Below are 23,964 nucleotides of genomic sequence, written 5' to 3' on the forward strand. Positions count from 1 at the left end.
CCATAATGGACCCCAAATCGCTATCGGCTGACCTTTCGGTCAGCCCCCAGATTACCCCGGAAGATGTTTCAAAGGCGCGCAAGCTCGGATACCGCGCGATCATCTGCAACCGGCCTGACGGTGAAGGGCCCGATCAACCGGGTTTTCAGGAGATCGAACAAGCCGCGAAGTCTGCGGGTATGGAGGCGCGATATATTCCGATCAGTGGCGGGATCGTGGGCGATGAAGATGTCTCGGTGTTTCAGACGGCCATTTCAGAGTTGCCGGGTCCGGTTCTTGCTTATTGCCGTACCGGAACGCGCTCCGCCACGCTGTGGTCGCTCGCACAAGCATCAGACACCCCCTTACCCGAGATTCTTGCCGCAACCAAGGCTGCGGGATATGACATGGGTGGCGTTGCGCGCCGCATCGCCAATGGCGGCAAAACACCGACGGACAAAGCCGATGCTACTTATGACATCGTGATCGTTGGGGCAGGGGCCGCAGGCATCGCTGTTGCAGCCAGCCTGCTGTCACGCAAACCGGGGTTGGAGATCGCGATCATCGACCCCGCAGACGTGCATTACTATCAGCCGGGTTGGACCATGGTTGGTGCGGGCATCTTCACGCAACAGGAGACGTCGCGCACTATGGGGTCGCTGATCCCGAAAGGTGTGCACTGGATAAAATCTGCCGTCGCAGCGTTTGAACCAAAGACCGATACCGTAATCCTCGATGGCTGCCGGGTGGTTGGGTATAAGCGGCTGGTCGTAGCACCGGGTCTGAAGCTTGACTGGAACAAGGTCGAGGGGCTCGTGGAGACGCTGGGCCGCAATGGTGTAACCTCGAACTACCGCTATGATCTGGCACCCTACACTTGGGAGTTGGTAAAGGGTCTGAAATCTGGACGAGCACTCTTTACGCAGCCTCCAATGCCGATCAAATGTGCGGGCGCGCCGCAAAAAGCGATGTATCTGTCGGGCGATACCTGGTTTCGTAACGGCGCGCTCAAAGACATCGACATTCAATTCATGACAGCGGGTGGCGTGCTTTTTGGCGTCAAGGACTATGTGCCGGCGTTGATGGAATACGTGAAGAAATACGATGCCACCCTGAATGTCTTTCATAATCTGGTGGCTGTGGACGGGCCTGCAAAGAAGGCTTGGTTCGACGTCTCAAAACCTGAAACACCGACCGAGCAGATCGAGGTCGAGTTTGACATGATCCACGTTTGCCCGCCTCAATCAGCGCCGGATTTCATCGCAGTCTCTCCGCTGGCCGATGCGGCGGGTTGGGTGGATGTCGATCAGGCAACATTGCGCCACATGACCTATCAGAACATATGGTCGCTCGGGGATGTGATGAACGCGCCCAATGCCAAAACGGCGGCAGCAGCGCGGATGCAGGCCCCTGTGGTGGCCGAGAATATCTTGGCGGATATTCGGGGTAGATCGGCGGTGTCGCAATACAACGGTTATGGTTCCTGTCCGCTGACGGTCGAGAAGGGCAAGATCGTGCTGGCGGAATTTGGCTATGGCGGCAAGCTATTGCCAAGCTTCCCGACCTTTTTGATCGATGGCACCAAGCCCAGCCGCGCCGCGTGGTTCCTCAAGGAGACGATGTTGCCACCGATCTATTGGCGGGGCATGCTGCGCGGGCACGAATGGCTGGCCAAGCCCGAAAAGATTGTAGTGGCCCGATCCGTTGCGGAATAATTCCAAATCATTGGTTTTTGAACGTCCGGTTTCTTCTTCGAGATTGAATCTATGACTCACAAACCACTCAAACGGTATCTGCCTATCCTGCAATGGGCACAAAGCTACAATCGGCAGGCGCTTTCGGGCGATTTGCTGGCTGCGGTGATCGTCACCTTCATGCTGATCCCGCAGTCGTTGGCTTATGCCTTGCTGGCCGGTTTGCCCCCCGAAGCGGGACTATATGCATCGATCGCGCCGATTCTTCTTTATGCGATATTCGGGACCAGCCGGGCACTGGCGGTTGGACCAGTCGCAGTTGTCTCCCTGATGACCGCAGTCGCACTCCAGGCGGTCGCTGAGCAAGGTAGCATGGGATATGCCGTCGCCGCTCTGACCCTAGCTGGGCTGTCCGGGGTGATGCTTTTGGCCATGGGATTCCTGAAGCTTGGCTTCATGGCAAACTTTCTGTCACATCCCGTGATCGCGGGCTTTATCACGGCAAGCGGGATCCTGATCGCCGCCAGCCAGATCAAGCACATCCTTGGCGTCGATGCAGGCGGCCATACCCTGCCTGAACTTGTTGTTTCGTTGAGCGAACATCTGGACCAGACTAACCTGATCACATTGGGCATCGGGGTGGTTGCGATGGGCTTCCTGTTCTGGGTCCGCAAGGGGTTGAAACCTTTGCTGCGCCACTTTGGTCTTGGCCCACGACCAGCAGATATGATTACCAAGGCTGGGCCGGTTGCCGCCGTGGTGGTCACGACGGTCGTGGTCTGGGGGCTGGGACTTGACGCGCAGGGCGTCAATATCGTTGGTGCCGTGCCACAAGGCCTGCCGCCATTTACGCTGCCGTCTTTCTCGCCGGATCTAATCCGCCTGTTGATCTTGCCAGCCTGTCTTATTTCAATCATCGGGTTCGTGGAATCCATTTCGGTGGCCCAGACGCTGGCTGCGAAGAAACGCGATCGGATTGACCCTGATCAGGAGCTGATCGGTCTCGGAGCGGCCAACATAGGTGCCGCCTTTAGCGGCGGTTTCCCTGTCACCGGCGGTTTTTCACGGTCTGTGGTGAATTTCGACGCCGGGGCCGAGACAGCGGCCGCAGGGGCCTTTACGGCTGTCGGGCTTTGTATCGCCGCATTGGCGCTGACGCCGTTGATCTATTTTCTGCCAGTCGCAACGTTGTCGGCAACGATTATCGTCGCCGTTCTTAGCCTTGTTGATTTCTCGATCCTGAAACGTAGCTGGTTGTATTCGAAAGCCGATTTCATTGCGGTCACGGCCACAATCTTGTTCACGCTGGGCATGGGGGTCGAGACCGGCGTATCAGTAGGCGTTGTTTTGTCTATCGTACTGCACCTTTATCGCAGTTCTCGCCCACACATTGCCGAGGTCGGTCTGGTGCCCGGAACCCAGCATTTCCGAAATATCAACCGTCACAAGGTGCTGACCGATCCGAGCCTTGTGACGATCCGCATTGATGAAAGCCTTTATTTCGCCAATGCCCGGTTTTTGGAAGACTACATCTACGACCGCCTCGCTTCCGATCCAGCGATCCGTAATGTGGTGTTCATGTGTTCAGCCGTCAACGAGATCGACCTGAGTGCGCTGGAAAGCCTTGAGGCGATCAATCAACGGCTGCAGGACATGGGAATCAAACTGCACCTATCAGAAGTGAAAGGGCCGGTCATGGATCGGCTGGAAAGGACGCATTTCCTTGATGCGATGACCGGGCAAGTGTTTCTGTCACAATACGATGCCTGGATCAGGCTCGCGCCGGTCCCGAATGAAGTGCAAATGCCGGAAGTCGGGGTATCATCGATAAATTGAATGACGTTAGTGAGGATGATTGTGGTCCTGCCAAACAATTTGTGACCAAGTATCATGACTTTATTTGGTTTAACCTCAGGCAGCGTAAGGTCCATTATATAAAATTCAGTTTGGGATTGTCGTTGCTTGCTTGGGGACGAGATGGCCAACTGCTCTGTCTGTGATCGCCCTTCCACCTCATGCGAGACTAACATCGATCAATTCGTTGCCAGTTTTTCCCACGTAAACTGAACGAAATGACGAATTTGCCGACAACGGGAAGAACTGATGAATCACATCGAACAACGAACACATACGACGACATCGATCAATATTCCCGAAGCCGTTGGAGTGTTTGACAAGGTCGAAGATTTTCAGGCGGCTTTCTACGATCTTCGTGCGGTGGGATTCAGTCGGTATGACATCAGCATTCTCGCCAAACAGGAGGTTCTCGAAGAGAAGTTGGGAAAAGCGTATTGGCGCGCTTCTGATCTAGAGGACAACCCAGACGCGCCGCGCGCGGCTTTCGTTTCGGAGGAAGCGATTGGCGAACTGGAAGGGGCCATAACCGGTGGGTTCTTCTTTCTGGGATCGTATGTTGCGATGGCGGCGATGCTTACAGCTGCTAGCACACTTGCGGCGTCCGTTGCCGCTATTGCAATCGGAGGCAGTCCGGCGCTCGTGCTTGGTGCGTTGCTGGCGCGTCGGGTTGGCAAGCAGCACAAGGACTACTACGCAAACCAGATTGAGCACGGCGGTATTCTGCTTTGGGTCCGCGTAAACGACGCGGCGAAGGAGGATTTGGCCGTTAAGATCATGAAAGCGCATTCAGGACGTGATGTGCATGTCCATCCATGGAGCGAGTGATTTCCGACGTCGCACTGAACAGCTGCCAGTTTCGCTCCAGCAAAGAAATCACACAACAGGGTCGGTCGTGCTTACGCAGATCAATGCCGACTAAATTCGAGCGGAGTAGCTGTTGTCCCCTCGACAACCATATTCCATCGGAGGTTCAGAATGATGGTTACTGGCAAGAGAAATGAAGAGCAGGTTGCGTTTGAACGAGGGCGTCAGTCCGTTCGGGATGGGACAGTTGGAAACCCGTATAGATTAGAAACAATGCTTTACTCGAAATTTGATGAAGGAGTAACTTGTCAGGCTGAGTGCGAAACCGAGCAGCCGCTGGGGCAAGTGGGTGTCTTACGTCTCGTTCAATAAATAGGGGCGAGAGTATTGTTTGATCTGATCATTTCTTGGCTGATTACTTACGGTGGATGGGGCGTTGCCTTTCTGATGTTCTTGGAAAACGTTTTTCCACCGATCCCCTCAGAGCTTGTTATGCCGTTTGCAGGGTATCTGGCAGCAGACGGCACGCTTAGCTTTTCGGTCGTGGTTTTGGCCGGAACGACTGGTTCTGTTGCGGGTGCTTACCTTTGGTATTTGGTTGGTGTCCTCTTAGGTGAGCAACGCTTGCATCGTCTTATTGAGAAGTATGGAAAATGGCTGACGCTCACCACTTCTGACCTCGATCGGGCGTTGCTCTGGTTCCAAAGACACGGAGAAGCGGCGGTGTTCTTTGGCCGCATGATCCCCTGGATCAGAACCTTCATCTCAATTCCCGCAGGGGTAACTGGCATGCCAGTTTGGTTATTCATTTGCTACACGACCTTCGGTAGCATAATTTGGACTATGGCTCTCGCGGCCGCAGGCTTCTTTCTCAAAGCGCAATTTGATCGTGTTGAGGCGTGGCTAAATCCCGTGACCAATGTTCTTCTCATCGGCCTCGCCGTTGTCTACTTCTGGCGATTTTTCAAAACCACGCCCGCTGAGTAATGCAGCAACATAAAGAGATTACTCTATAGCCGATTCCATTTTAGAGCGTTGTGGTGCGCAAATAGGGGCGTACCTCGGTCCAACCCTGAGGGAACAAGTCTTTCGCCTCGGACTCTGAGACTGAAGTGGGAATGATGACCTTACCACCTGGCATCCAGTCAGCAGGCGTTGCGATCTGCTTTGCATCGGCGGTCTGCAGTGCGTCGATCACCCTCAGGATCTCGTCAAAATTGCGCCCTACATTCATCGGATACGTCATTGTCAGGCGGATCTTACGTTTCGGATCGATGATGAAGACCGACCGGACGGCCGCCGTCGTGCTTTCATGGTCGTGGATCATGTCGTAGAGCCTTGCTACGGTGCTATCCGGATCGGCGACAATTGGGAACGTGACGGTCGTGTTCTGCGTGTCGTTGACGTCTTTGATCCATTTCAGATGCTCCGCGACACCATCTGTCGAAAGCCCAAGCGGTTTCACCTTACGTTTTGAGAATTCGGCAGCTAGCTGTGCAGTCCGGCCAATTTCGGTCGTACAAACCGGTGTAAAATCGCCCGGATGGCTAAAGAAGAAAACCCAATCATCGCCGATCCAGTCGTGAAACTGGATTTCACCAGTCGTCGTCTCAGCAGTGAAATCAGGGGCGACATCGCCAATATGAAGGCTCATTCGGTAGGTTCCTTTGCTAGAAGCGTATAGTTGCCATTATAGTGCGAACTAAAGGCGCGAGACCTAATTCAGATCAGTGCAGATGTAGCAATTTGCGCCATGATGCACCCATGCCAGACTATTCAAAAAGTGGAGTTGATTGATGACCATGGCTGCCAAGATGACTTGTCTGAGTTGCGGTCAGATCAACCGTGTTCCCATACCAAAGCTTGATGCCGGTCCAAAATGTGCGAAGTGCGGTGAGCGTCTAGTGAGCGGTCTCGTCGCTGAACTGGATGTCCGCCTGCACAACAAGGCCACTGGTCAGGATGAAATGCCGATCATTGTTGACTATTGGGCACCATGGTGCGGACCGTGCCGTACAATGGCCCCGGAATTTGCAAAGGCTGCGCTCAGATTGAAAACGAAAGCCCGTTTCGCGAAGATTGATACGGAACAGCATCCTGAAATTTCGCAAAAGTTAGGTATTCGAGGTATTCCGCTCTTGATCCTGTATTCTGGTGGACGAGAAGTTGCGAGGCTACCTGGCGCACGGCCTGCTACCGATATTGAGGCGTTTATTTTGGAGAATATCAATGCTGACGGTTAGAGTGCCGCTACGAGATAGTGCATATTAGTATACGCGCGGATGTATCTCTCGACGGCATTTTTGGTGTGCCTCAATGCGCTAAGAGCACCGGCTGTTCGGTTTGCTCTATCATGGTACGTGTGGTGCCACCAAAGATGGCCTCGATCATCCTTGCATGGCCATAGGCACCCATGACGACAAGGTCGGCTCCCTGTTCTTTGGCACGATCCAGAATACATCGTCCAACCTCGCGACCACCTGTCGGAAATTGAGAGACAGTCACCGAGCAACCATGGTGGCTGAGCCAAGCGGCCACATCTGTTCCGGGATCCGCGCCTTCACCTTCGACAGTAGCAATAGGGTCAAAACAGGCCACGACAACGTCCTTGGCCGTGCGCAAATATGGAAGGGCAACATGCACAGCGCTCGACGCCGCTGCACCGGTGTTCCAGGCGACAAATACTCGGTCTGCATGCTTGGATGGGGAGGCATTCAATATCAATCCGATAGGAGAGTTAAACAGTACGCCATGTGCGACTTCGTGCATCACATCTGACTTAGCGCGCAGGTTGGGTGCAATGTGCGCGGTGTCGCAAACCCTTGCGCGTCGCGCGACGGTGTTTTTGATATCCGCCGTTGGGCATAAAACAGACTGAACATCTGCAGAAACGCCACTGCGCGCCAACAAGACTTCGATTTCTGACTCTCGGTCGATCAACGCCTTCCGCGATGAATTCAAAAGCTCCCCCCAGTTGTCTGGCACGTGCATGCTACCATAGGGGGAAATCCCGTAGGCATACATTGGTGGAACTGGAGCAGGACCAATCATCAGGCAGCTTAAATGTGTTTGCTTCTGGAAGGCGCTTTCAGCCAAGTCAGCGACGACAGTGTCAGCTGTGTCAATGTCGATGACCAAGAGGGTTGTTGTGTTTTTCATTTTTTGTATCCGTCCAAGAACTTCGTGCGCAATCGCGTGAGCGACCGTGCAGACAGTTTAACGGGGATTTCCCGGCCGGCGCTTACACAGATCAATCCAGCCTCTGGTAAAGACCGTAAATTGGATGCAAATACTTTGAAGGGACGCTAAATGCCTAGATCACTCAAACGGCAGCGGCGGCGATGAGGTTGTTGTTGGTGCGGGTCATCGCGAATGCCCTGCGGCTGCGCAATGGAAAACTTTAGGCCAATCATGCATGCGCAGCACGACCTATCTGTGGCAACCTACAACATCCATAAAGGTATCGGCACCGACCGACGCCGTGATTTGACGCGAACTGCGGCGGTGATCGCTGAAATCGGGGCGGATATACTGGCTGTGCAGGAAGCAGATACGCGGTTTGGCAACCGCAAGGGCCTGCTTGATCTGGATCAGATACGCAGTGATCTGGGGTTAATCGCGGTCCCGATGGACGATGTTGGGGATGCGCACGGCTGGCATGGAAATCTTTTGCTGGTGCGCAATGCGCTGGTCCAAGAGGTTCATCAACTGATCTTGCCAGGACTAGAGCCGCGCGGGGCGCTGGTGACTGATCTGATTATCGCAGGGCGACCTCTGCGCGTTGTGAACGCACATCTGGGATTGCTGCAAGCCTCGCGAACAGCGCAGGTGCGAGCGTTGCTCGACAAGATCGGGAGTATGGAAGGGCGTCCAACGTTACTCATGGGCGATCTGAATGAATGGCGCGGGGCAGGGGGTGCGTTCCAGACTTTAGAGAAACATTTTACGTTTGCACAAGCGCGTCCCAGTTTCCCCTCTCGCTATCCGCTTCTGGCACTTGATCGCATGATGATGTCGCCACAGGGCGCATTGATGGACGTTGTGGCACATGACAGTCCATTGTCACGCCGCGCCTCTGACCACTTACCGATCAAGGCAAGGCTGCGCTTTGGTCTCGATCATAAAGGCAGCCAAGGATGATATCCGATCTCCTGACTTTTCTTGTCTGGATCGTTGTCGCAGTGGCACTGGTGGCAATCGCTTCTTGGTTGGCACACCGCTCGTATCGTCGCTTTTTGCAGGAATCGCGTGGGCTTGACTCAATTGCTCTGCCTTGTGTCGCGCCAGCCACGCTGCTCGATGCGCTGCTTGGCCCTCTGGAGCAAGGACATCTTGGGGAAACAGGTCTGACGCTGCTTTTGGACAATACCGATGCCTTTGCCGCCCGCATGCAGGCCGCAACGCAAGCAGGCCGCAGCCTTGATCTGATGTATTACATCTGGAGTACCGACACGGCCGGATTGCTGCTGATCGATGCATTTGTAACGGCTGCGGATCGGGGCGTGCGTGTCCGTCTGCTGCTTGATGATGTCAATGTGCAGGGCTTTGACCGCACGTTTCTTGCCCTAACGCAGCATCCGCTGATTGAGGTGCGCCTGTTTAACCCGACACGCAATCGTGGCCAGGCATTGCGCCGTTTGGTGGAGATGCTTTTGGGGTTGGCGCGTTTCAACCGCCGCATGCACGGCAAAATGTGGATCGCCGACCGGCGGCTGGCGATCATTGATGGCCGAAATATCGGCGATACCTATTTTAGTGCGGCCAACGGAACCCGAAGCTCGGTTGATGCAGATGTGATGTTAGTTGGTCCGAAGGTGGCCGAGGTTTCGGATGTGTTCGATAGCTATTGGAACCTTGGCTTATCCTTGCCGATTGCTGCGCTTTGGCCTGCGTTACGTGCAAGCCCTCGCGCTTTTCGCAATAGACTGGCGCGGCATATTCAGTCCGCCGCGTCATGTGAATTTATTAGGAAGGTTCAGAATGGAAACTCACCAGATAGCTTTCTGACCGACCGCCTGTATTGGACAGACAAAGTGCAACTGCTCGCCGATCCTCCCGACAAGGCCTATGATCTACATACCGCCCCCTGGATGGACACCGCCATCGCGTCAATACTGGAGGCAGCAGAAACCGACGTGCAGTTGGTTACGCCCTATTTTGTGCCGGGTGCCGCTGGAATTGCAGGTCTTACCGCTTTGATGACGCGCGGGGTAAAAGTCTCCCTGATTACAAATGCTTTGTCAGCAACGGACTTGATCACAGTGTACGGAGCGTATCGGCATTTTCGCAGCCCGATGTTGGCTGCTGGGGCCAGCATTTTCGAGTTTTCCAAACCTGCGCTTGAGGGGCGCAAGCGAGATGTCGTTCATTCCAAGGTGTTCATGATTGATGGGCGGCAAGGCATTGGGGGTCGCTGAATTTTGACTTGCGATCCGCTTATATTAATACTGAACTGGGGCTGCTGTTCGAAGGGCCACCCCTACTAGCTGAACTGCGTGCTATGTTCGACACGCTATCTTCGCCTAAACAAGCATACCAAGTCACCAAATTCGGTCGCTCTGTACAGTGGCCTGCCACGCGCGCGAACCAACCGACTGTGATGGCTGTCGAGCCAGAATCGGGCTGGTCCAAACGCGCGGTGTCATGGATGGTTGGACACCTGCCGATCCAGAAGTATTTGTAAACAGACGGGTATTTTTCCGTTCCGGCGTACAACCCCGCTAGCTAAGCAGCTTCAACAAGGCTTTAGCCGCGTCTTTGGAAGATGCGGGATTCTGCCCCGTGACCAGTTTACCGTCTACGACGACATATGGTGTCCAATCGGCCCCTTTGGAATATTTACCGCCATTTTTACCCAGCATATCTTCTACAAGAAATGGCACCACATCTGTCAAACCTACCGCCTCCTCTTCGGAGTTGGTAAATCCCGTCACATTGCGACCTGAAACGAAGGGCTTCCCGCCCGCGCCCTTCGTGTGGCGAAAGATTGCAGGGGCGTGGCAAACTGCAGCGATGGGCTTGCCACTGCTGGCAAAGTTCTCAATCAGATGGATGCTGGCAGGGTCCTCTGCAAGATCCCACAATGGGCCGTGCCCGCCGGGATAAAACACCGCATCGAATCTGCTGAGGTCCAGATCGGACAGTTTGACCGTTGCGGCCAAAGCCTTGCCTGCGGCTGCATCATCTTTGAAGCGGCGCGTGTCGTCTGTCTGCGCGTCGGGCGCATCGCTCGAGGGGTCTAGCGGGGGCTGCCCCCCTTTGGGAGAGGCAAGCGTGATCTTGGCGCCAGCGTCACTCAGGACATAATAGGGTGCCGCAAATTCCTCCAGCCAGAAGCCAGTTTTCTTGCCAGTATTGCCAAGGGCATCGTGGGAGGTCAGAACCATCAGAACATTCATGTTGAGCTTTCCTTATTTTCGATTATTTTTTCGGGACCCACATGGATCACTCGTTTGCCAAAGTTCTCACCGCGCAGCAGGCCGATTAAGGCACGCGGCGCCTCTTCCAGCCCTTCGATCACCTCTTCGCGGTAGTGTATCTTGCCCGCTGCAAGCCAGTCGGTCATCGCAGCGGCAAATTCAGGGTAGAGATGCCAAAAATCCTGAAAGATGATAAAGCCCCGCATCGTCATGCGCTTGCGTAGGATTTGACCCATCAGCCAGCCCATCCGGTCCGGCCCTGTGGGCAAAGCGGTGGCGTTATAACCCGAGACAAGGCCGCAAACCGGAATGCGAGCCGCAGTGTTCAACAGCGGCAGCACTGCGTCAAATACCGCACCGCCGACATTCTCAAAATAGGGCGATTGTATATTTGACAAACCCAGCAATTGCAGAAGGTTTATCTGACCGCCGAGCACAGCCCGATCAGTCGTCTTTTTTGGCGTCGTCGGGCTTCTTGCCAGCCTTTGCGATCTTCTTGAGTGCAGCGTCAAAGCGCGTGTCGTCATTGTCGCACTCAAGTTCGCGCGCGGCTTCTTTGAAGCGTTCAGCTTGGGTTTTCTCAGTCATTCTCCGCCCTCCCATAAAGGAGGTTGCTTTATTTTATCGGGCAAATCCAAGTCCCAAGTGTGCAGAACCTTCAAGCCCATCTTCTCTGCAAAAATAGTCTGTGTCTTGTCGTCTGTATAGAAAATCTCTGCGCCATTGACTTGTGCAACAACAGCAATCTGGCGGTCGAATTTGATCTGATTCCACCCCGCTTCTACACCAGACTTCTTATCATTTGCCGCAAAGGCTTTTCTATTTATGTCGGCCAATTCAATCGCGCACCTAGCATCGAATGGGAACACATCGATAGCCACACTTTGGCCAATCATTTCGACCGTTCGGGCCATATCTGGAACTGCGCACAGCATTTCTGAAAAACATGGGGAAGGCACGATTACTGATCCGTTTTTCTTGCTTAGATCATCAATCAGCTTCTCAACACGCTCTTTGCTGAATTCAGTTACTTCACCTGTTTTAAAGTTGGGCGTTGGCAGGGTGTTGGGGTTGAACGCCAATGATAAAAACGTGTTATCGAAAGCAACAATCATCCGCTCATTGCTCCCTTTTCTTCGATGTCACGAATGATCCCCAGGGCATCATCTGGCCAGGCCACTCCTGCGGACCTGATCCGATCTATAGATTGGCGTAGGCTTTCTTTTTTTACTGGAGTGAAGTCAGTAATTGCAAAATCGTCAATATCCCAAGCCCCAGACCCGTCTCGCGTCCAAGTGCCGCGCCCGCTGACCTTTATGTCTTCAAACAGAAAGTCTCGCAATGCCTTGGCTATGTCTCTTGTAGTTGTGCAAAAAACGACACCATATGCTTCCGTTGTCAGGCGAATCTTCGCATCATCTTTAGTTCCGGCAATATGATATAGCTCTCCAACAAAAGTTGCCGCGTCACGGATTCTTATACTGCTTTGTGCGTCTAAGCCCTTGCCGGGAAAAACGATAACGTTCTGGCCCATACTGTCCACGAAGTCTGCGCTCGTCGCATCCGCCTTTAGCATTGCGTTCAAATTGTCTTGCGCTTTTGTGGCGGTCTTAGGTGCGGTGCCTTCGTTCAATTCTGCAATTCGCTTTTGCAGTTCAGTTTCATGGTTGAAATCTACACGAAACCTGTTGCCGTGGCTGCTTTCAAATATGTCAGTCAGATGCAGGTTGTCGGATACTCCAAGCATCTTCTTGAGTTCTGCATAATAGTCTACCAGTCTCCCGAACGGCATCGTTTCGGGAGTGAATTTTTGAATTCTAAAAGAGTAGTGCTTTGCATCGCTCATCGGCTGCGCCTCCTGCGCAGATTCTAAGCGCCCAATGAGTCCCTGTACAGGACTCGTTTACCTACAATGCCCTTAAGTGCGACATTTGCACGGCATAAATCGTCCACCCCATTGGCGATGCGGTTATTATACCGAAACTCAAACTCTGCTGCATAACGATGAAGATGTTGTTTACCACAATGCTGATAAACGCCCTTCATGCCGCGCTTAAAGATGCTGAAATAGCCCTCAATCGTGTTTGTGTGTACAACGCCACGGCCATATTCTCCCTTGCTGTGTGTCGTGAAGTCGTGATCTGCGAAGTGCTTTCCAATGCCAGTGTATTGCTTGGCTTCGTCGGTGTAGACGGTCGCCTCTTTGGCAATGTTTGCCTCTAGGATTGGCACCAGAGTTGCTTTTGTTACGTCCTTGACCACGAAAGACTTGGATTGACCTGTTGTGCGATCCACAAGGGAAAGCATCGCGTTCTTGTGGGCGTATCCGCGCGCGCCTTCTTTCTTTTTGTGCTTTTGCCCAATGAATGTTTCGTCAACTTCGACAACGCCGCCACCAGAACCGAACATAGGGCCACCATCGGAGCGCATAGCCTCGCGAATGCGGTGAGACATGAACCACGCACTTTTATATGTGATTTCGAGAACGCGGTGTAGCTGGTGGCTGCTTACGCCCTTCTTGCTGGATACCATAAGGTGAATTGCTTGGAGCCACTTGTGCAATGGGATGTGGCTCTCTTCAAAGATTGTGCCGATGCGCACCGTGAATTGCTTGCGGCATTCCGCGCACTTCTTGAGGCCGTGACGTTCAACGCCTTCGGGGTTCTTCTTGGAAGGCTTGGAGCGGACGCCCTTGAGTTCATAGATTTTGTCGCAGTTGCCACAGTGTGGGCAAACTGGACCGTCTGCCCAAAGCATACCTTCAACGTGCTTAAACGCTGCGGCTTCGTCGTACATGTGTGCTTTGGACAGAACAGACATTTCGTTTCCTCTAACTCTATGAGAAGAATATACGAAACTCATTTGGGTTTGTCAAATATACAATCGCCCAAAATAGACATCAATGCCTTTGGGTGCAGCAGCCTTCAGCTTCTCGGCAAACCCGTCTGATTTATGGTCGATACAGGCATCAAACCCCAATTCTTTGACCGCGTAGGCGCATTTCTCTGCGCCACCCGCGATGCCGACGACATGACATCCCATCAGCTTGGCAATCTGTCCGACCGTCGCGCCCACTGGTCCGGTCGCGGCGGCCACACAAACAGTCTCGCCTGACTTTGGAACGCCGATCTGGGTCAGGCCTGCCCAAGCTGTGAAACCCGGCATGCCCATTATTCCCAATGCCCAAGATGGATGTGCAAGATCAGAGCCAAGGACCGTAACACCCGTGCCATCCGACACCGCAAAATCCCGCCAGCCGTTAAAGCTCAGCACCCAGTCACCGGGGCTGAACCCGTCTAAATGCGACACGACAACCTGTGCGACTGTGCCACCTTCCATCACCGCGCCCAAAGCCACAGGTGCCGCGTAAGAGGGGGCATCGCTCATCCGGCCACGCATATAGGGGTCAAGCGACAGATATTCTGTGCGTAGCAACAGCTGGCCGGGCGCAGGATTGGGCACGGGGCTGGTTTCAAGGCGCAGAGTATCTGCGTCAGGTTCGCCTTTTGGCCGTGAGGCCAGTACGAATTGGCGATTAATCGTCAAGGATTGGGACATAAGCAGTATTCTCCCATCGGTGATGTAGTGCCAAGCGAACAGCGGATGATTCCATTGCCGAGTTTTCGACCACGCACTGGTTGATTTACAAATCGACTGAGAAACGAAGTGCCATTTCCCGTCCACCGATTTGTCATCGACCGCACGGCAACCGTTCGTCAGGTCGCTTTCGGCGACCAAGGGGGGATCGCCATAGCTCAATGATGCCTACACTACGTTAGAGGATAAGGGACTGATCGATGTTAGGTGTGGGCGGACACTTTTCTGATCAGATAAAATCAGGGCGTTGGCGTCTACTAGCAGCAAGTTTCTGTAATATTGCAAGTTAACGCAATCATCGCTTCACGGTTGGAAAGTGCGGCGGTTTCCAGAAGTAAAAACACTCTCTCGCCGCTCGAGTTTTCCAAGTGGTTGTGTCAGGGAGGGCCTAGGAAATGATACGAAGCCTTCTGCCGATGACCGCCCTTTTGATGGGATCAGCATTCTTGCTGTTTGCTGGCGGCATAAACAGTTTGATTTTGCCCGTGAGGGGAGAGGCCGAAGGGTTCAGCGCCATCTCACTTGGCCTTCTGGGCACCGGTTGGGCGATTGGCTATGTCGCGGGGTGTTTGCGAACCCCCGTACTCGTCGCGCGGGTGGGTCACATACGCGCATTCGGTGCAATGTGTGCGCTCGCCGCCATTGCTGTGTTATTGTCACTGGTGTTGATTGACCCCTGGGTTTGGATTCCCGTGCGGGCGGTTTCCGGTTTTTGCTTTGCCGGGGCGGCGATGATTGTCGAAAGCTGGCTGAGTGAACGTTCAGAAAAAGCCTCACGTGGCCGTATCTTTGGCATCTACACCATGGTCAATCTGGCTGCCACCACGGCAGGGCAAATGGTTCTGACGTTGGGTGATGCCAAAGGGTATTTCTTCTTCGTGCTTGCGGCGATGATTTACTGCCTTGCGTTACTTCCAACAGCAATTTCTGCCACCAAGACGCCACAACCCCTGACCAGCGTTTCGCTGGACTTGCGAGGCCTTTGGAAAAACTCGCCGATATCTTTCTTTGCCGTTTTCATGGTCGGTGTATCGAATGCAGCTTTCGGCACACTCGCAGCGGTCTATGCAGCCCGGATGGGGCTGACACTGGGCGATATCGCGCTGTTTGCAAGTCTTCCAATCTTGGCCGCGGCAGCATTGCAAATCCCGGTGGGTATTATCTCAGATCAATTTGACAGACGGATTGTCCTGATCGTGATCGGTCTGATTGCTGTCCTGGTAGATTCTCTGTTCCTCTTTGGAGGTTTTACCGATCCGATTATGCTCATGGGACTATCAGCCATCTTTGGCGCGATGATTTATTCAATGTACCCGGTGATTGTCTCCCACGCCAATGACCGCGCGGCTCCGGGGACGTTCATTCAGGTCAGTGGAGGTTTGCTGCTCGTTTATGGCGTCGGATCGATCATCGGTCCGGCGATGGCTGGATTTGCGATGTCCAGCTATGGCGCGCCAAGCTTGTTTGCAGTGGCGGGGGCCGCCCATATATTGCTTATCCTATTCGCACTCATGCGGCTTAAATCGACACCCGCTGTTGAGCCGCTCGACAAGGGCAGTTTCAAATCGACACCAATGGTCCTGGTCTCGACGCCGGAAACGGCAGCACTTGCCGCGGATGAGGCGGAGCTCAGTTCTGATCGAGAGCAACACAGCGCGCCTGACCACGACCAACCACCCGCCGCGGAAACCGAATGAGCGCTCTCGCTCTTGTTATCATCGGTCTGGTAGGATCAATCATCGGAGGTGAGCTTCTTGTGCCATGCGCGACGGATCAGTAACTGCGTGTGAGATTGTTTTGAATGGGTGGCTGGTAAAGGGGCCCAAGAATCTCATGCAGAATATTTAACATCCGATCGACGCAGCAAAAATCGGATGTATTCGTTGAGCCTCACACCATTGAAGCGAAAGTTAGTTAGGTGAGTCTTCCGAAACCTCCTGACGGAGGGCTGGTCCCTTGGCCAGACGTCGTCCAAGTGCGGCGATGAACGCATCATAGCGGTCGCCTGCCTGCGCTTTGGCCGCAGCCCGCGCAGGTTCAGGCAGTGGCGGATTGGTGGTCAACCAAAACCGAACGAACAGTGCCAGGGTTTCCACCGAGATGCTGACGTCGCGCTCTAGGCGGAGCATGCGGCGGTCAATTTGGTCAAGGCGTTTGGTCGTTGCTGCTTCTTGGCGTTCGGCAGCATCTGGCGAGAGGAAGGACGCAATCGCAGCCTCCGCGACAAGCGAGCGAGAATGGTCACGCCGAGCTGCGTAGTCGACAAGCGCCGTCATGATGTCCGGGTCAAGGTAGACGGATAGGCGGTGTTTCTTGGGCTGTTTCATCCTGATGCCTTTACATATCGATGCCATCGTTTGGGTCCATTGAAGCCTGTCGGGCAAGTTGCCGCGCTTGTTGCTCAAATTGCGTCAGTTGAACGGCTTGATCGGTGGCTGGCCTCTTGAAATCAGTTTCAAACTCGTCCTCGGTTGGTCCACTCGGATCCACTGACGGCTGCCGGTCGATTTCAGGCTGTTGCCGTTTTTCATGTTGGGCCTCGCCCATTTCATTCTGTTCAGAGAGTAAATCTGGATCGTCGGGTTTAGGGCGCGGTGGCAGGGGTCGTGTTGTCCAATCGTCAGTATCCGTCCGCGCAGCCGAGGTATGTGCGGTCGGTGCAGGCAAGATACGTGCTTGGAACTGATCATCCTCGAAGTATCGCGCCTTCTTGGCTCGGATCGGCGGGGTGCCTGCGACCATGACGATCTCGTCCGAAGGTGGGAGTTGCATCACCTCACCGGGGGTCAGCAGCGGGCGCGCAGTCTCTTGTCGGCTGACCATCAGATGCCCGAGCCAGGGCGACAGGCGATGCCCGGCGTAGTTTTTCATGGCGCGCATCTCGGTGGCGGTGCCCAAGGCATCCGAGACGCGTTTTGCCGTGCGCTCGTCATTCGTCGCGAAGCTCACACGCACATGGCAATTGTCGAGGATCGAGTTGTTCGGCCCATAGGCTTTTTCAATCTGGTTGAGCGATTGGGCGATCAGGAAGCTCTTGATGCCGTAACCGGCCATAAAGGCGAGCGCGCTTTCGAAGAAATCAAGACGACCGAGGGCAGGGAACTCGTCAAGCATCAACAGCAGCCGATGGTGTCGGGTCTTGCCGTGCAGGTCTTCGGTCAACCGGCGTCCGATCTGATTGAGGATCAGGCGGATCAGCGGCTTGGTGCGGTTGATGTCGGAGGGCGGCACGACAAGGTAGAGCGTGACGGGATCGTCGCTTTCGACAAGCTGTGCGATGCGCCAGTCGCAGCGCCGGGTCACCTGTGCGACCACAGGGTCGCGATAGAGGCCGAGAAATGACATTGCAGTCGACAAGACCCCGGATCGTTCGTTGCCAGATTTGTTCAGGAGTTCCCGCGCGGCGCTTGCAATAACGGGATGCGCGCCAGCCGGTCCTAAGTGCGCCGTCGCCATCATGGCTTGGAGCGTCGCCTCAATGCTGCGTTTGGGATCCGATAGAAAATTGGCGACGCCTGCCAGCGTTTTGTCCGCCTCCGCATAAAGAACGTGAAGGATTGCACCGACAAGCAAGGCATGGCTTGTTTTCTCCCAGTGATTGCGTTTCTCAAGGGAGCCTTCAGGGTCGACAAGAATATCGGCAATGTTCTGTACGTCACGTACTTCCCATTCGCCGCGACGGACTTCTAGTAGAGGGTTGTAGGCGTCTGATTTTGTATCGGTTGGATCAAACAGCAGGACCCGGCCATGGCGAGCTCGAAACCCGGCCGTCAGCTGCCAATTCTCACCCTTGATGTCGTGCACGATCACCGATCCTGGCCAGGTGAGGAGCGACGGGATGACAAGCCCAACACCCTTGCCCGATCGCGTCGGTGCGAAACAGAGCACATGTTCCGGTCCGTCATGTCGCAGATAATGCTGGTCGAGCTTTCCCAGCACGACGCCACTTGGATCAAACAGCCCAGCGTTTTTGACATCTTTTTGATCTGCCCAACGTGCGGATCCATAGGTGTCGACCTCCGAGGCCTCGCGCGCCCGCAACACTGACATGAAAATCGCAACCCCAACGGCCATGAACCCACCTGATGCTGCGATGAGCGCACCTTCAATGAAGATCGGCGGGGCGTAAGCGTCATAGGCATACCACCACCAGAAGAAGGCGGGCGGATGATAGATTGGCCAGCCAAAGAGCTCGAACCACGGCGTGCCGAGTTGCGGTTGGAATCCGAGCCGGAGGGCCGTCCATTGTGTAGCGGTCCAGGTGGTAGTGAGCACGATCAGCGAAACGATGATGATTTGCCCCCAAAGGATCTTTGTCCCAGTCATGGTGCTGTCCCTTTCTGGCGATATCTGCCGTTACAAGCTCAGACCGCGGTTGCGCCCGAAGTTCCAATCGACACCGCCATTGCTGCGCGCGATTCCCGAGATGTGTTTGCCCAGATGTCGCTCGACGGACGGTGTCCAGGGCACGAGTTGAAACCCAAATCCGTCGTTGATCATGGCGAAGCGACCGGAGGCGAGGGCGAGGCGACGTTGATAGGTTCCGGATACAAATTCACCAGCTGACGATGGCGTGTACGTCTGGCCTGTCTCAGTGGTTAGTTTTTCTCCCGCTATCGCCAGTTCGCGTGTGCGCAGCTGCGTCAGCAGCGCGCGATGGAAGATTACCCGGTTGCCATGACGCTTGGCCAAGCCTTCGGCGATCAGGTGCTCAGCGCGTTGGTTGAGCGCGTCGCTGACTTCTGCACCGAAGCCACCATTGCCCAACGGTACCGGATCGCGGGCAATTGCATGGCGATCAAGCCAGGTCGCGCCTGTTGCTGTCACCTGCTGTTCAATCGAATAGTCGGACCGAACGGCAAGCGCGACCCGGCGGCGACCTTTGGCACCCTCGAACTTGCGCAGTTCCACGATCGATCCCGGCGCGCTGTCTCCGGCGGCATCGATATGCGGAAGCCGAATGTGATGGGTGCGACCGTCAACACCGTCGATCACGGCATAGGCTGTGCCTTTCAACTCGTCGTCCAAACCACGATCGAGGAGTCGCCCGACAATGGGATCGTTTAGGCCGTCGCTTGCAAGGACATAGTTAGCTGTGCTGCGCGCGATGCCGCGTGCTGTAAGTCCGCGATGGATGCGCTTGATGATGTCGCCGCGCTCGCCGAGTTCGCGCAAGGTTGGTTCTGCGTCTTCGTCCATCACCCATTGGCCTGGGCCAACTTGATCGGCCAGACAAAGTGTTTCCAATTTGCGCAACCGGCCGATCTTGAGCGCATGACGTTCGTCAGGCTTGTGGCCAGACACCGGCGCGAGATCAATAATGCCGAGGCGATTGGCGTCTCGTGCAAGCTGCCGATCGAGGTTGGTCCAACTTTCGCTGTCGATCTGGCGCTCGAGCGTGTTGTGAATGTCGCGGTCTGTCCGGTAGCCAAGGTCTTGCGTGATCAGATCTTGAGCCCGCGCCCGCATCCCTTCCTTGATATAGTCGCGCGCGATGACGAGGTCTTCGCCATTATCGACACGACCCCTGGCGATGACATGAATGTGCGGGTGTTCGGTGTTCCAGTGATCGACACCGACCCAATCCAGTTTTGTGCCCAGATCCTTTTCGGCTTGGTGCATCAAGTCGCGGGTGAAGGATTTGAGATCCATCATCTCGACGGCGTCTTCGGGCGAGACAATGAAGCGGAAGTGATGTCGGTCGCCTTCGCAACGTTCGGCAAACTTCTTTGCGTCGATCTCGTCCGCCTCAGGTCCGAACAACTGTGCCTTTTCCCCGTCGCGCGTGACGCCGTCCCGTTGGAGGTAGGACAGATGGGTGGCGAGGGGAGCGCTGCGACTGCCGTGCCGGACGACGCGCGTCTTGATGACGGCGACACGGGACCGTGGGGTGAGCCGACGAAAGGCCTGCACGCTGGCGCGTTTGCCGCGTCCAAAGTGAGACAGATTGCCAGAGGTGATTTTACCCGCACGCGTGACCTTGCCACCCGCGCGTTGAGCAGCCGCAAGGGCTTGCGAGATGAAGGGCCGCGCGCGTTGGCAGGACGATGATCGGACGCGGCCAGGGCGGATGCGGAAGGTGTCCTCATCGCTCATTCGCCACCCCTGCACATCGCGCTAACGTTCTGAAACGATTGCAGAACAGGCTAGGCCGCAGGCTGCGCTGATGATGCGCACCTCGTGAGTTCTCTACGTAAGTCTCTGAAATCACTCTCCACAACCGCGGCACACATCGTGCCCTTTTATCTCGCCATCCCCTTCCTCTGTCGTCTGTTGCACACCTCTTGATACGCCAGACTGTGCGGTAGACCTCTGCGGTGCGATTTCGCCTCATGCCCATCATTGCGAGGGATCCGAGCGAGATGGTGTGACGAATATCCCGTCCGGACGATCCGGGGGCGGGGCAAGGGCATGCGTTTCCTGGGCTCTCGGATCAGCGTCAGGTTGACGGTTTATTTGCGCTGGAAATGTAGTCGGTGCACCATCGACAGGCGCTACAAAGAGCGCGGCGTCACGCCAATCCGTCGGTCGTACGGTAGTATGACGGCTGCCCGGCGGAAACTCTGATCCGATCATCGGCGCAAGCATCGCGACGTAGGCGCGGGTTTCGCGCGGCAGTGGACGTCCCGTCGCGAGATGCTCCGCATAGCGGTTTGGACCCGCGTTGTAGGCGGCGAGAAAGCCCGGCGCGCCGAAGAGATCGTACATCTCGCGCAGGTAAGCCGTGCCGCCGAGGATGTTATCGCGGGGCTCGAAGGGGTCGTTGCCGAGACGGTGGCGGAGGCGCAGTTCCGTCCAGGTGCCGGGCATGATCTGCATCAGACCCAATGCTCCGGCGGACGAGACTGCTGTCACCCGACCCGCACTTTCCACCTCCATCACCGCCCTGATCCAATGCTCTGGAATATCGAAACGCTGCGACGCTTCGGCGATATGGTCGGCATGAGGATGCGCGGATGAACGCTCTGCCGCAAAGTTCTGAGCATGTACAGGTGTCGGTGGGGCGGCATTCACAAGCAGTCCGGAAAGAAGGAGGAGTGGCAAAAGTCGTGTGGGTGATTGCCACCTGCACGTTCGGTTTGGTTGTGGGTTGCGCATCTGATCAGGACCGGTCGCGGCGCTTCGAGGGCCGGTTCCAGGTGAGGAGGTAGAGTTCATTGTCCTGCACGGAGTGGAACAGATTGGCGTTGATTGGATGCGGCAATGCTGGGTCGTCAATCAGCACCGAGACGTAAGCCCCAGCCTTCTCGCCAGTGCGTTTCCAGCCCGCACCGACTTCCACGCTTTGGTCGTCTGTGCCGATATGCACGCGGTAGTCGGGCGCATTCTCTGCATCGTTGTGGTCGGTCGGAATGAGCGTCAGCTCGATATCAAGGGTGAGGGTTTTTAATCGACCGCAATAGCCGTCTCTGGTGCGGGTGAACTGTCCGATATGTGCCATGAGGTTTTCCTTTCAGGGCGTGCTGGTGATTGTGAATAGGGTGTCGTCGATCACATCGGACGACGATGGTTGGTGCGCGGCGTGATCTTCGGCGGTCCAAATTGGGATTGCTTCGGCGAGGAGGGCGTTACGCGGGATCGGTCCGAAATAACGACCGTCGAGGCTGGTCTCGACATGCGGATTCATGAGGAAAACTTGGTCGGATGTGATGCGGCGGCAGCCTTGCCAGACGGGCATTTGGTGCCCGTGACTGTCGGTCTGCTGCGCCTCTCCCAGACTGATTCCATCGACCGTGATGCTGCGGTCAAACCGGCAAACGATCTGTCCCGGCAGGCCGGCGACATGTTTGAGAAGTGGGATATCTGGTGGCAGATAGCCCCGGTCCGCGATGAATGCGGCGATCGGGTCGGGCGCAGTCACGGCGACGAGATCGCGCGGGCCAAGATGGTCGATCGACTGCAGACGATAGAGGCCGATTGGGACGGAGGGGCTGGCATTCCAGAGGAACAGCGTTGGCATTGCGACGGCAGTTGAAACGGCAATCGCTCCGACTGCGATGAACACGACACTTGCCCAGATGCGGCGCGTCATTGACTGGCCCTCCGGCGCTTGATCCAAGCCATATGTCGTTGGATTGTGTACACGCGCGGAGGTTCACCCGCCGCAATCCGGTTGTGGACATGACGCCAATAGTCCTGCGCGACGTCTGCGGGATTGATGCCGAGCGCTTCGATGGTGTCGGTCGCTTGCAGCACTTGCTGGACCTTTGGCCAGCCTGTCAGGCGCAGGAGACTTTCACCCCCCGGCCGGACGTACGGTAAGGTTTGATGCGGTTCACTGGGATCGACGGCCCTTAGGATGTCGATGCGCGACATGATCGTTCCATAGTCGTTCGACCGCCAACGGACTAAGGCAAAGATACGGTCTGGCGCAAAGCTGATGATGCGTCGATGGCGATCCAGAATTCGTTCTTTCGCGACGCGCCCGAAGCGGATCCAGTATTCGATCTTACCTTCGATCCAGAGCAACTCGACATGCGTTAGTGCGCAGGTGCTCAGATCATTGCGCGTACCGGTGACTGGTCGGGTGTGATGGTGTTCACTGGTCATCGCGGGTCTCCGCGATGCTGGCGTCGCGCGTCTGGGCGTCGTTTTCCTCTACGCGGCGGTCCCTACTACCAAAGTTAGAATCTGTGTTAGATTCTAAGTTAGGGGCCGGATTTTCTGCTTGTGTGTCTTGGGTTAGGGCGGCTTTCGGTTCCTGAAAGCACGAGCCATCGGTTCCCGATGGCACGATAGGGCTGGTTCCCGATGGCACGAGGCCATCCACAGGTTGTCCACAGGTGACGGGCGCGAATGCGAGGAGTGTCTGTCCTCGGGGCCCGATTTCGATCCACAAACTGTAACCGGGCAGGGGCTGGCGGTGAACAATGCCGCGCAACTCGAAGGCGAAGCGCTTGAATGGCGAGAGGCTGCCGGATTTCAGATAGAGATGGCGGAATTCGAACTGCCAGCCGTTGCGTTGGCGGCCACCGTGCTTGCGCACGAGGCGATAAAGCCAGCGGTCATAGCCACCGGTGAGGTCAAAATAGGCGCGGTCGATGGTTAGGATCAGCGCATCGTCAAGGACAGCATTGTAGAACCAGTCCGGCACGATCAATTCGAGGCCTGCAGGCCTGCCTTGAAGATCGAAACGCTCGACCCATTCGTTGATCCAGGAAAAACGGTGCCGCCGGCCTTCGCTGGATTGGCGGATGGTCGTTGCAATGGCGGTGGATTGCAGGCGGTCCAATGCGGCTTTCAGGCGCTGATAGTCACGCGCGCTCACGCCGCGTCCGATGAAGGTGAGGATTTCGTAAGGGGTTGCGGCCATCAGGCGGGAAGTGCGCAAGCCTGCGTCGCGCGCTTCGACGATTTGGCTGGCGGCCCAGATCAGAATATCTGCGTCCCAGATCGTCGCCATGCCGTGTTCGGCCACGGCCTCAACACGGATCACAACCCCTGACACTGCGTAGTCGATGGGTTGGGTGCGCCGCGATTTGGCGAGGCTGAAGAACGGATAGGCCATCAGATCCTGCGCATCGCGCGGGGCAAGAGCGGTGCCGTGCGCCCGAAACAGCTCAAGCTGACCCCGTTCGGAGGAGAGGAGGGAACGTTTGACCATGACAGAGCTC

General features: G+C 55.6%; 23 protein-coding genes and 2 pseudogenes. 8 read left to right on the forward strand and 17 right to left on the reverse strand.

Annotation, left to right across the window (positions count from 1 at the left end; translation table 11 throughout):
* Positions 1–5: 5 nt before the first annotated feature.
* The 4 genes from B9P63_RS14280 to B9P63_RS14295 all read left to right on the forward strand — a co-directional run bounded on the left by B9P63_RS14280 (position 6) and on the right by B9P63_RS14295 (position 5,321).
* Positions 6–1,694 carry a bifunctional protein tyrosine phosphatase family protein/NAD(P)/FAD-dependent oxidoreductase gene (locus B9P63_RS14280; protein ID WP_085309956.1) on the forward strand — a complete coding sequence of 563 codons (1,689 nt, stop codon included), beginning with the start codon at positions 6–8 and terminating at the stop codon, positions 1,692–1,694.
* A 51-nt stretch (positions 1,695–1,745) separates the two neighbouring features.
* The gene (locus B9P63_RS14285; protein WP_085309958.1) at positions 1,746–3,509 is read left to right on the forward strand and encodes a SulP family inorganic anion transporter; all 1,764 of its coding nucleotides are present in this window, start codon (positions 1,746–1,748) and stop codon (positions 3,507–3,509) included.
* Between the two features lie 267 nt (positions 3,510–3,776).
* Positions 3,777–4,355: a hypothetical protein gene (locus tag B9P63_RS14290; RefSeq protein ID WP_085309961.1), complete on the forward strand. Its 579-nt coding sequence runs from the start codon at positions 3,777–3,779 to the stop codon at positions 4,353–4,355.
* Positions 4,356–4,721: 366 nt separating this feature from the next.
* The gene (locus tag B9P63_RS14295) at positions 4,722–5,321 is read left to right on the forward strand and encodes a DedA family protein (RefSeq protein ID WP_085309963.1); all 600 of its coding nucleotides are present in this window, start codon (positions 4,722–4,724) and stop codon (positions 5,319–5,321) included.
* A 40-nt stretch (positions 5,322–5,361) separates the two neighbouring features.
* On the opposite strand, the gene B9P63_RS14300 is transcribed toward B9P63_RS14295, so the two are convergent.
* Positions 5,362–5,988 (reverse strand): peroxiredoxin, encoded by a 627-nt coding sequence (locus tag B9P63_RS14300; RefSeq protein ID WP_085309965.1) that lies wholly within the window; start codon positions 5,986–5,988, stop codon positions 5,362–5,364.
* A 142-nt stretch (positions 5,989–6,130) separates the two neighbouring features.
* Here B9P63_RS14300 and B9P63_RS14305 point away from each other — a divergent pair, with 142 nt between their 5' ends.
* Positions 6,131–6,577 (forward strand): thioredoxin domain-containing protein, encoded by a 447-nt coding sequence (locus B9P63_RS14305; protein WP_085309967.1) that lies wholly within the window; start codon positions 6,131–6,133, stop codon positions 6,575–6,577.
* Between the two features lie 70 nt (positions 6,578–6,647).
* Here B9P63_RS14305 and B9P63_RS14310 read toward each other — a convergent pair whose 3' ends face one another.
* Positions 6,648–7,493 carry a universal stress protein gene (locus B9P63_RS14310; RefSeq protein ID WP_085309969.1) on the reverse strand — a complete coding sequence of 282 codons (846 nt, stop codon included), beginning with the start codon at positions 7,491–7,493 and terminating at the stop codon, positions 6,648–6,650.
* Positions 7,494–7,769: 276 nt separating this feature from the next.
* Between B9P63_RS14310 and B9P63_RS14315 the strand changes: the two genes are divergently transcribed.
* Together B9P63_RS14315 and B9P63_RS14320 are read left to right on the forward strand one after the other, a co-directional pair.
* A complete protein-coding gene (locus B9P63_RS14315) occupies positions 7,770–8,474 on the forward strand; it encodes an endonuclease/exonuclease/phosphatase family protein (RefSeq protein ID WP_245830689.1) in 705 nt (234 codons plus the stop codon).
* Positions 8,471–9,751 (forward strand): phospholipase D family protein, encoded by a 1,281-nt coding sequence (locus tag B9P63_RS14320; protein WP_245830691.1) that lies wholly within the window; start codon positions 8,471–8,473, stop codon positions 9,749–9,751. The genes B9P63_RS14315 and B9P63_RS14320 overlap by 4 nt, the downstream gene beginning before the upstream one ends.
* A gap of 303 nt (positions 9,752–10,054) precedes the next feature.
* Here the strand turns inward: B9P63_RS14320 and B9P63_RS14325 are convergent, their stop codons facing one another.
* From B9P63_RS14325 to B9P63_RS14350, 7 genes and pseudogenes are all read right to left on the reverse strand, one after another.
* A complete protein-coding gene (locus tag B9P63_RS14325) occupies positions 10,055–10,732 on the reverse strand; it encodes a type 1 glutamine amidotransferase domain-containing protein (protein WP_085309973.1) in 678 nt (225 codons plus the stop codon).
* Positions 10,729–11,130, reverse strand: a pseudogene (locus tag B9P63_RS14330) (NADP-dependent oxidoreductase); the annotation flags it as partial. The gene B9P63_RS14325 and the pseudogene B9P63_RS14330, both read right to left, overlap by 4 nt.
* A 67-nt stretch (positions 11,131–11,197) precedes the next feature.
* Positions 11,198–11,341, reverse strand: a complete 144-nt coding sequence (locus B9P63_RS19260) for a hypothetical protein (RefSeq protein WP_176219163.1) — start codon at positions 11,339–11,341, stop codon at positions 11,198–11,200.
* Positions 11,338–11,868 (reverse strand): hypothetical protein, encoded by a 531-nt coding sequence (locus tag B9P63_RS14335; RefSeq protein ID WP_085309974.1) that lies wholly within the window; start codon positions 11,866–11,868, stop codon positions 11,338–11,340. The genes B9P63_RS19260 and B9P63_RS14335 overlap by 4 nt, the downstream gene beginning before the upstream one ends.
* On the reverse strand, positions 11,865–12,599 hold the full coding sequence (locus B9P63_RS14340) for a hypothetical protein (RefSeq protein WP_085309976.1): 735 nt from the start codon (positions 12,597–12,599) through the stop codon (positions 11,865–11,867). The genes B9P63_RS14335 and B9P63_RS14340 overlap by 4 nt, the downstream gene beginning before the upstream one ends.
* A gap of 23 nt (positions 12,600–12,622) precedes the next feature.
* The gene (locus tag B9P63_RS14345) at positions 12,623–13,573 is read right to left on the reverse strand and encodes an IS1595 family transposase (RefSeq protein ID WP_085309978.1); all 951 of its coding nucleotides are present in this window, start codon (positions 13,571–13,573) and stop codon (positions 12,623–12,625) included.
* A 69-nt stretch (positions 13,574–13,642) separates the two neighbouring features.
* A pseudogene (locus tag B9P63_RS14350) lies at positions 13,643–14,311 on the reverse strand (NADP-dependent oxidoreductase); the annotation flags it as partial.
* A gap of 470 nt (positions 14,312–14,781) precedes the next feature.
* Here B9P63_RS14350 and B9P63_RS14355 point away from each other — a divergent pair.
* A complete protein-coding gene (locus tag B9P63_RS14355; protein ID WP_342743604.1) occupies positions 14,782–16,047 on the forward strand; it encodes an MFS transporter in 1,266 nt (421 codons plus the stop codon).
* 213 nt (positions 16,048–16,260) lie between these two features.
* On the opposite strand, the gene B9P63_RS14360 is transcribed toward B9P63_RS14355, so the two are convergent.
* The 8 genes from B9P63_RS14360 to B9P63_RS14395 form a co-directional block, all read right to left on the reverse strand.
* Entirely contained in the window at positions 16,261–16,677 is a 417-nt protein-coding gene (locus B9P63_RS14360; RefSeq protein ID WP_085309984.1) for a CopG family transcriptional regulator, read from the reverse strand.
* Between the two features lie 10 nt (positions 16,678–16,687).
* On the reverse strand, positions 16,688–18,676 hold the full coding sequence (locus tag B9P63_RS14365) for a conjugal transfer protein TraG (RefSeq protein ID WP_085309986.1): 1,989 nt from the start codon (positions 18,674–18,676) through the stop codon (positions 16,688–16,690).
* Positions 18,677–18,706: 30 nt separating this feature from the next.
* Complete coding sequence (locus B9P63_RS14370; protein ID WP_085309988.1) at positions 18,707–20,446, reverse strand: relaxase/mobilization nuclease domain-containing protein; 1,740 nt, start codon at positions 20,444–20,446, stop codon at positions 18,707–18,709.
* A gap of 243 nt (positions 20,447–20,689) precedes the next feature.
* Positions 20,690–21,364 (reverse strand): lytic transglycosylase domain-containing protein, encoded by a 675-nt coding sequence (locus B9P63_RS14375; protein WP_342743602.1) that lies wholly within the window; start codon positions 21,362–21,364, stop codon positions 20,690–20,692.
* A gap of 88 nt (positions 21,365–21,452) precedes the next feature.
* Positions 21,453–21,791 carry a DUF736 domain-containing protein gene (locus B9P63_RS14380; RefSeq protein ID WP_085309992.1) on the reverse strand — a complete coding sequence of 113 codons (339 nt, stop codon included), beginning with the start codon at positions 21,789–21,791 and terminating at the stop codon, positions 21,453–21,455.
* A 12-nt stretch (positions 21,792–21,803) separates the two neighbouring features.
* Entirely contained in the window at positions 21,804–22,382 is a 579-nt protein-coding gene (locus B9P63_RS14385; protein ID WP_085309994.1) for a S26 family signal peptidase, read from the reverse strand.
* A complete protein-coding gene (locus B9P63_RS14390) occupies positions 22,379–22,900 on the reverse strand; it encodes a DUF2840 domain-containing protein (RefSeq protein ID WP_085309996.1) in 522 nt (173 codons plus the stop codon). The genes B9P63_RS14385 and B9P63_RS14390 overlap by 4 nt, the downstream gene beginning before the upstream one ends.
* On the reverse strand, positions 22,890–23,954 hold the full coding sequence (locus tag B9P63_RS14395) for a replication initiator protein A (RefSeq protein ID WP_085309998.1): 1,065 nt from the start codon (positions 23,952–23,954) through the stop codon (positions 22,890–22,892). Before B9P63_RS14395 ends, B9P63_RS14390 begins: the two co-directional genes overlap by 11 nt.
* Positions 23,955–23,964 lie beyond the last annotated feature (10 nt).

Source organism: Planktotalea arctica (assembly GCF_002105285.1).
Taxonomy (GTDB): domain Bacteria; phylum Pseudomonadota; class Alphaproteobacteria; order Rhodobacterales; family Rhodobacteraceae; genus Planktotalea; species Planktotalea arctica.

What these genes read in the sequence shown, in the direction of transcription:
- B9P63_RS14280 (WP_085309956.1), top strand. Translation starts at nt 6, where the DNA reads ATGGACCCCAAATCGCTATCGGCTGACCTTTCGGTCAGCCCCCAGATT.
- B9P63_RS14285 (WP_085309958.1), top strand. Translation starts at nt 1,746, where the DNA reads ATGACTCACAAACCACTCAAACGGTATCTGCCTATCCTGCAATGGGCA.
- B9P63_RS14290 (WP_085309961.1), top strand. Translation starts at nt 3,777, where the DNA reads ATGAATCACATCGAACAACGAACACATACGACGACATCGATCAATATT.
- B9P63_RS14300 (WP_085309965.1), bottom strand. Translation starts at nt 5,988, where the DNA reads ATGAGCCTTCATATTGGCGATGTCGCCCCTGATTTCACTGCTGAGACG.
- B9P63_RS14305 (WP_085309967.1), top strand. Translation starts at nt 6,131, where the DNA reads ATGACCATGGCTGCCAAGATGACTTGTCTGAGTTGCGGTCAGATCAAC.
- B9P63_RS14310 (WP_085309969.1), bottom strand. Translation starts at nt 7,493, where the DNA reads ATGAAAAACACAACAACCCTCTTGGTCATCGACATTGACACAGCTGAC.
- B9P63_RS14320 (WP_245830691.1), top strand. Translation starts at nt 8,471, where the DNA reads ATGATATCCGATCTCCTGACTTTTCTTGTCTGGATCGTTGTCGCAGTG.
- B9P63_RS14325 (WP_085309973.1), bottom strand. Translation starts at nt 10,732, where the DNA reads ATGAATGTTCTGATGGTTCTGACCTCCCACGATGCCCTTGGCAATACT.
- B9P63_RS19260 (WP_176219163.1), bottom strand. Translation starts at nt 11,341, where the DNA reads ATGACTGAGAAAACCCAAGCTGAACGCTTCAAAGAAGCCGCGCGCGAA.
- B9P63_RS14335 (WP_085309974.1), bottom strand. Translation starts at nt 11,868, where the DNA reads ATGATTGTTGCTTTCGATAACACGTTTTTATCATTGGCGTTCAACCCC.
- B9P63_RS14340 (WP_085309976.1), bottom strand. Translation starts at nt 12,599, where the DNA reads ATGAGCGATGCAAAGCACTACTCTTTTAGAATTCAAAAATTCACTCCC.
- B9P63_RS14345 (WP_085309978.1), bottom strand. Translation starts at nt 13,573, where the DNA reads ATGTCTGTTCTGTCCAAAGCACACATGTACGACGAAGCCGCAGCGTTT.
- B9P63_RS14355 (WP_342743604.1), top strand. Translation starts at nt 14,782, where the DNA reads ATGGGATCAGCATTCTTGCTGTTTGCTGGCGGCATAAACAGTTTGATT.
- B9P63_RS14360 (WP_085309984.1), bottom strand. Translation starts at nt 16,677, where the DNA reads ATGAAACAGCCCAAGAAACACCGCCTATCCGTCTACCTTGACCCGGAC.
- B9P63_RS14365 (WP_085309986.1), bottom strand. Translation starts at nt 18,676, where the DNA reads ATGACTGGGACAAAGATCCTTTGGGGGCAAATCATCATCGTTTCGCTG.
- B9P63_RS14370 (WP_085309988.1), bottom strand. Translation starts at nt 20,446, where the DNA reads ATGAGCGATGAGGACACCTTCCGCATCCGCCCTGGCCGCGTCCGATCA.
- B9P63_RS14380 (WP_085309992.1), bottom strand. Translation starts at nt 21,791, where the DNA reads ATGGCACATATCGGACAGTTCACCCGCACCAGAGACGGCTATTGCGGT.
- B9P63_RS14385 (WP_085309994.1), bottom strand. Translation starts at nt 22,382, where the DNA reads ATGACGCGCCGCATCTGGGCAAGTGTCGTGTTCATCGCAGTCGGAGCG.
- B9P63_RS14390 (WP_085309996.1), bottom strand. Translation starts at nt 22,900, where the DNA reads ATGACCAGTGAACACCATCACACCCGACCAGTCACCGGTACGCGCAAT.
- B9P63_RS14395 (WP_085309998.1), bottom strand. Translation starts at nt 23,954, where the DNA reads ATGGTCAAACGTTCCCTCCTCTCCTCCGAACGGGGTCAGCTTGAGCTG.